The 6,666-nt window shown below is 64.3% G+C and carries 6 protein-coding genes; 1 reads left to right on the top strand and 5 read right to left on the bottom strand.

Annotated elements, in window-relative coordinates; translation table 11 throughout:
• From EN991_RS18130 to EN991_RS18115, 4 genes are all read right to left on the bottom strand, one after another.
• Positions 1 to 624: ABC transporter permease subunit (locus EN991_RS18130; RefSeq protein ID WP_127369252.1), on the bottom strand; the 624-nt coding region annotated here is incomplete at its 3' end.
• Complete coding sequence (locus tag EN991_RS18125) at positions 624 to 1,487, bottom strand: ABC transporter permease (RefSeq protein ID WP_013528934.1); 864 nt, start codon at positions 1,485 to 1,487, stop codon at positions 624 to 626. The genes EN991_RS18125 and EN991_RS18130, both read right to left, overlap by 1 nt.
• A gap of 75 nt (positions 1,488 to 1,562) precedes the next feature.
• A complete protein-coding gene (locus EN991_RS18120) occupies positions 1,563 to 2,726 on the bottom strand; it encodes a spermidine/putrescine ABC transporter substrate-binding protein (RefSeq protein ID WP_127369251.1) in 1,164 nt (387 codons plus the stop codon).
• On the bottom strand, positions 2,707 to 3,843 hold the full coding sequence (locus tag EN991_RS18115) for an ABC transporter ATP-binding protein (RefSeq protein WP_127369250.1): 1,137 nt from the start codon (positions 3,841 to 3,843) through the stop codon (positions 2,707 to 2,709). Before EN991_RS18115 ends, EN991_RS18120 begins: the two co-directional genes overlap by 20 nt.
• Positions 3,844 to 3,957: 114 nt before the next feature.
• Between EN991_RS18115 and EN991_RS18110 the strand changes: the two genes are divergently transcribed.
• On the top strand, positions 3,958 to 4,764 hold the full coding sequence (locus tag EN991_RS18110; protein ID WP_024504754.1) for a LuxR C-terminal-related transcriptional regulator: 807 nt from the start codon (positions 3,958 to 3,960) through the stop codon (positions 4,762 to 4,764).
• A gap of 5 nt (positions 4,765 to 4,769) precedes the next feature.
• Here the strand turns inward: EN991_RS18110 and EN991_RS18105 are convergent.
• Positions 4,770 to 6,666, bottom strand: a 1,897-nt coding sequence (locus tag EN991_RS18105) for a 3-hydroxyacyl-CoA dehydrogenase NAD-binding domain-containing protein (RefSeq protein ID WP_127369249.1), incomplete at its 5' end; no start/stop codon positions are given.

Raw genomic sequence — 6,666 nt, 5'->3', positions numbered from 1 at the left:
GGAGAAGGTGAAGGCGAGCAGGAAGCCGGCAACGACCGCCGGCATGATCTGCGGCAGGACGATCGAGCGGAACGTCGTCAACGGCGTCGCGTAGAGATCGCTCGACGCCTCGACCAGATTGCGGTCGAGGCTGCCGAGCCGCGTGCCGACGATCATCGTCACCAGCGCCATCGAGAACAGCCCGTGCGCCGCGATGATCGAACCGTAGCCGAGCGCCAGCCGCGGCGGCTGGTCGTCGGGCCAGATCGAGGCGAGGAACGGATTGACGACGGTGAACAATTGGACGAGCGCGACCAGAGTCGAAATGCCGATCACGACGCCCGGAACGACGATCGCGGCGCCCAGAAGTGCGTCGAAGACCGCGCGGGTCCGCACGCCGACGCGCGCCAGGCCGAGTGCCGCCGCGGTGCCGCACAGCGCCGCCAGCAAGGCGCTGGTGGTGGCGATGAACAGGCTGTTCTTCAGCGCTTCGACCAGGAACGGGTTCGCCAATGCCTTGCCGTACCATTGCACCGAAAAGCCGGTGAACTCGCTGGCATGGTGGCCGGCGTTGAAAGAAAACAGCACCACCAGCGCGATCGGCAGATAGAGGAAAGCGAACACCGCAATGACGAAAGCCCGCATCAGATCAGATCCACCCGGCGCGCGCCCGAAACCCGGGTCGAAATGCGGTTTGCGGCAATCAGCACCACCACCGATACCAGCACCAGTGTGATGGCGATGGCCGATCCGAACGGCCAGTTGCGCGATTGCAGGAACAGGTCGACCAGCGCATTGCCGATGAAGAACACCTTGCCGCCGCCAAGCAGCGTCGGGATCAGATATTCGCCGAGCAGCAGGATCATGACCAGCGAGAAGCCGGTCATGACGCCCGGCAACGACAGTTTCAGGGTCACGCCCAGGAAAGTCGATAATGGCGTGGCGCCGAGATCGGCGGAGGCTTCCAGCAGCCTGCGGTCAAGCCGTTCGAGGCTGACATAGATCGGCAGGATCATCAGCGGCAGGTAGCCATAGACGATGCCGAGCAGCACCGCGCCCGGCGTGTTGATCAGCCTGACATCCTCGATGCCGACAAAGGCGAGCAGCGCCGGAATGCCGCGCCCGCCCAGAATGTACATCCAGGCATAGGTCCGCATCAGCAGGCTGGTCCAGAACGGAATGACGACCAGCGCCAGCAGGATCAGCCGCCAGCGCTGCGGCGCGCGCAAGGCGAGATAGTAGGCAACGGGATAAGCGACGAGCAGGCAGGCGAGCGCTCCCACCGGCGCCAGCACCATGGTGTTCCAGAAGGCGGTCGCCCGCGCCGGAAGATTGGCATATTGCGCCAGCGTAAAGGCGGCCTGATAGCCGCCTTCCGGTGCGCGTTCGCCGACGCTGAACACGGCGATGGCGATGAACGGCAGCACCAGGAACACCACCAGCCACGCGGTCGCCGGACCGAGCAGCATGGCGGTCAGAAAATTCCTACGAAGACGGCTGCCGTGCATGGAAAGATTGCCCCGGTGCCGGCGGGCATAAACCCGCCGGTCAAATTATCTGAGTCGAATTTGAGGCCGCCTGGCTCAGGCCGACTTGAAGCGCGCCATCAGTTCGGCACGGCCGGGGTCGGTCAACGTTGCCGCCGCGCCGAATTCCAGCGGCGTCAACAGGTCGGCTGCCGGATAGAGGATCGGGTTGTCGAGCACCTCCTTGGGCAGCAGCTTGTTGACGCGCGCATCGGTCGACGGCGCACCATTGGCCAAATGCTCCTTCACCGCCACCTGCGGATTCATCAGGTAGTTGAGCAGCGCGTAACCGGCGGGCTTGTTCGGCGCGTCTTTCGGAATGGCATAGAAATCGGTCCAGATCTCGCCGCCTTCCTTGCCCAGCACATAGGCGATCTCGGGAATGTCGCGATGCAGCTGCGCGCCGTCATTCGTCCAGCACATGGTCATCCACGCGTCGCCGGCGCGCATCCCCGGCTGGTAGTCGGAGGAGACCGCGAACAGATGCGGCTTGACCTTCAGCAGCAGCTCCTCCGCCTTGGCCAGTTCGTCCTGCTTGAGCGAATTGAACGAGTAGCCGTAATATTTCAGCGCATTGCCGATCGTGGTCAGCTGGTAGTCATGCACCATGGTGCGGCTGTCGCCTTCCGCCATGGCGGTGTCCCAGAACTCCTTCCAGCTCGTCATCGGCTTGGTCAGCTTCTGGGTGTTGACGGCAAAGCCGGTGGTGCCCCAGTTCTTCGGCACGGCGTAGATCGTCCCATCGATCGTGCCCTCCGAGGTGAAGCGCGGATCCTCTTGCGAGCCGTCGAAATTCGGCAGCTTCGCCATCTCCAGCGGCTCGATGATGCCGAGCTTCTTGTAGGTCGAGATCGTGTAATTGGTCGGCACGAACAGGCTCCAGCCCGAGGCCCCGGCCTGCAGCTTGGCCAGCATCTCCTCATTGGAGCCGAACACGTTGACCTCGACGGCGACGCCGGTGTCCTTCTTGAAGTTCTCGAAGGTCGCCGGGTCATGATAGTTCGGCCAGGTGGCGATCGACATGCGATCGCCAAGGCTTTCCACGGCAAAGGCCGGTGTCGGCATGATGCCGATCTCGCGCGCCATCACCGCAGTGGCAATGCCAAGGCCGGTGAGACCGAGAAAGTCGCGGCGGCCGATCGAGCCGCGCTTCAAACGCATCAGCTGGTCGACGAAATTCTCGGGGCTTATCGGCAGTCCGTCACGATATGATTTCGACATGTTTATCTACCCTCTGGTTGGCCCCGTTGTTCTTGGTCTCCGCAAACGCCAGCGGCGTTCCGGAGGCAAAGCCGATGGCGACGGGTTCACCCGGCTTGAAGAGATTGCCGTGACCGATCAGGTGATCGGCTTTGGCCAGCAGCGTTCCGATGCCCTTGACCTCGATCGCGTATTCCGCCGTCGCGCCCAGGAATATCCGGTTGCGGACGATGCCCTTGAATGGGCCGCTTGCCTGGGCGCCGAGACTGAGCGATTCAGGACGCAGGCTGACCGAAACGACCTCGCCCTGCTGCAAGGCGGTCCGTTTGCGCGCCGCAATGACGGTGCCGTCGGCAAGCGCCACCTCCACCAGATCGCCGGTATGCCCGGCGACGGTACCGCTCAAAAGATTGGTCTTGCCGACGAAATCGGCAACAAACAAGTCGGCCGGTTCGTCATAGATCTCGCTCGGCTGCCCGAGCTGGACGATGCGGCCGCCATTCATGACGCAGACGAAATCGCTCATCGACAGCGCTTCCTCCTGGTCGTGCGTGACCAGCACGAAGGTGATGCCGATCTCGCGCTGCAGGTTCTGCAGCTCGATCTGCATGTCGGTGCGCAGCTTCTTGTCGAGCGCCGCCAGCGGCTCATCGAGCAAGAGCACCGCCGGCTTGTTGACCAGGGCGCGGGCAAGCGCCACACGCTGCTGCTGGCCGCCCGACAGTTCGTGGATCTTGCGGCGGCCATAGCCGGCGAGCCGCACCATTTCGAGCGCCTCGCCCGCCCTTGAGGCGATCTCGCGCGAAGACAGCCTTGGCCGCGCCTGGCGCAGCCCATAGGCGACATTGTCCTCGACATCGAGATGCGGAAACAGCGCGTATTGCTGGAACACCATGTTGACCGGCCGCCGGTAGGGCGGCGTGCCGGCCATGTCCTGGCCGCGAATGAACACCTGGCCTTCGCTCGGCTGTTCGAAGCCGCCGATCATGCGCAGGCAGGTGGTCTTGCCGCAGCCGGAGGGACCGAGCAGCGCGACAAAGGCGGAGGGCGGGACAGCGAGATCGATGCCGCTGACCGCGGTCACCGCGCCATAGCGCTTGGTGACGCCGCGAAACTCGATGTCGGGCACTGCGGTCAAGGCTGATGGCTCCAGCAACAGGGCAATATCGGAACGCTACCAGAGCCAATGGCGGCTAGTATATACCTCTCAGGTGGTATATCTGATCTATTTTCTCGTTTAAGGGGGTATGCATTGTCCCGCAGCGACGAATACAGCCGGCTCGCCACGCTCGTCGCGACGACGCGGGAGACCAGCGGCGATCTCTTTGGCCAGGCGCTGGTCGAGTGGCTGCGGCAGCACGTTAGATTCGACCACTGCGTGATCTTCGGCTATCGCGGCGCCTCGCGCCCGCCGCTGCTGTTCGAGACCTTCTCGCCCACCGAGAGCCATGTGTTCGTCGCGCTCTATCAGGAAGGGCCGTATCTGCTCGATCCGTTCCATCACGCTGCGGTCGAGCGCAAGGAAGGGTTCTGGCGCATGCGCGAGCTGGCGCCGGACCGTTTCTATGCCAGCGAGTATTTCCGCTCCTATTACAGCCAGACCAGGCTGGCCGAGGAGGTCGGCTTCTTCGTGCCGCTGCCGGGCAAGGATGCGCTGGTGTTGTCGCTGATGCGGCTGCGCGCTTCAGGCCCTTTCGGCACCGCCGATGCCAGATTGCTGCGCGACATGGCTCCCGCGGTGATCAGCTTCATCAGGTTGCGCTGGCCTGCTCTTCCGGCCGACGAAACGGCGGAAGCGAAGCAGGACGAGACGGCCGCTATGGTCAACGAATTCGACCGCGCCCATATCTGGCAGAGCCTGTCGCTGACGCCGCGCGAAAAGCATGTCGTCGACCTGGTGTTGCAGGGGCATTCGACGGAGTCGATCGCCCGCGCCATGCGCATCGTGCCGGGAACCGTGAAGGTCCATCGCCGCAACATCTACCGCAAGCTCAAGATCAAGTCGCAGGCCGGCCTGTTCGCGCGCTTCGTCGAGATCATCGATGCACGGATCCGGTAGGCTCTCTAACCGCCGGCTTCCCACGACCCGGTCTCGGCCATCCGCTTCAGCAACGGCGCCGGCTTGAACACATCCTTGCCCGTCCGTTGATGCCAGTATTCGAGCCGCTCGATGATCCTGGCCGGACCTTCAAGGCCAACCCAGAACATCGGTCCGCCCTTGCCGATGGGAAAGCCGTAGCCATTGACCCAGACGACATCGATGTCGGACGCACGGGCCGCTATGCCTTCCTCCAGGATCTTGGCGCCCTCGTTGATCAGGGGGTAAAGCGTGCGCTCTACGATTTCCTCCGCACTGATCGCACGCGGTGCGATACCCTTCTCGGCGGCCTTGTCGCGGATCAGCGCTTCAACCTCGGGATCCGGCACTGGCGTGCGCGCGCCAGCCTCATAGAGGTAAAAACCCCGGCCGGTCTTCTGGCCGAAACGTCCTTGTTCGCACAGCGTGTCGGCGATCACGGCTTTCTGGCCGCGTGCCTTGCGGTTGCGCCAGCCAATATCGAGACCGGCGAGATCGCCCATTTGGAACGGCCCCATCGGCCAGCCGAAATCGGTGAACACCTGGTCGATCTGGCTGGGCGTTGCGCCTTCCAGAAGAAGCGCTTCCGATTCCGAGCCCCGCGCGGCAAGCATGCGGTTGCCGACGAAGCCGTGGCAGACGCCGACCACGACGGCCACCTTGCCGATCCGCCTCGCCAGGTCGACTGATGTCGCCAGCGCATCGGGCGCGGTCTTCTCGGCGCGCACGATCTCCAAGAGCTTCATGACATTGGCCGGCGAAAAGAAATGCAGGCCGAGCACATCCTGCGGCCGCGAGGTCGAGGCAGCGATTTCGTTGATGTCGAGATAGGAGGTGTTGGTGGCCAGGATCGCGCCGGGCTTCGCCACGGCTTCGAGCTTGCCGAACACTTCCTTCTTGACCGCCATGTCCTCGAACACCGCCTCGACGATCAGGTCGCAGTCGGCGAGATCGGCATAGTCGGTGGAGCCCTTGAACTGGGCGAGCCGTTGCCGCTTGGCGTCTTCGCTGAGCGAACCGCGCGTGACGGACACCGAGTAGTTCCTGTCGATGGTCGCCAAGCCGCGTTGCAGGGCCTCGTGGCTGGTTTCCAGCAAAATCACGGAATAGCCGCCATTGGCGAAGGCCATGGCAATGCCGCCCCCCATCGTACCGGCGCCGATGACGCCGACGCGGGCGATCCTGCGCTTGACGATGTCCTTGCTCGGAAGCTTTGCCGCCTCACGTTCGGCGAAGAACAGATGCCGCTGCGCCCGCGACTGGTCGCTGGCGACCAGTTTGACGAACAGCGCACGCTCTGCCGCCAGCGCCGCATCGAACGGCAGCGTGACGGCATTGCGCACCGACTGCGCGCAAGCGATCGGTGCCTCGAGCCCGCGCGCTTTCCTGGCAAGATCCGCAGCCTCGACGTCGAACGCCGCGAGGTCGGCCTGCTTGAGTCCTTCATTGCGATCGCGCACCGGCGTGAAGGGACCACCCTTGCGGGCGATTTCCCCAGCGAAGTTCACGGCATGCGTGGTCAGATCGCCTTCGAAGACGGCATCGACGAGACCGGCGGCGTGCGCCTCGGTCGCGCCGATCGGCGCACCTGAGACGATCATCTTCAACGCCTTCACCGCGCCGACAAGGCGCGGCAGCCGTACCGTGCCACCGCCACCCGGCAGCAGGCCGAGTTTGACTTCCGGCAGGCCGAGCTTGGCGCCGGCATCGGCAACACGGAAATGGCAGCCCAGCGCCAGCTCCAGCCCGCCGCCGAGCGCGGTGCCGTGGATGGCTGCGACCGTCGGCTTGGCGATGGTTTCCAGCGTCGCCACGATGGCGCGCAGTTCGGGCTGCTGCCGGGTGGCGGTGGCACGGTACGGCTGCCGCGCCTTGTCGGCGCGG

Source organism: Mesorhizobium sp. M7A.F.Ca.US.005.03.2.1, assembly GCF_003997795.1.
Lineage (GTDB): Bacteria > Pseudomonadota > Alphaproteobacteria > Rhizobiales > Rhizobiaceae > Mesorhizobium > Mesorhizobium ciceri.
This window is presented reverse-complemented; position numbering and strand designations above follow the sequence as displayed.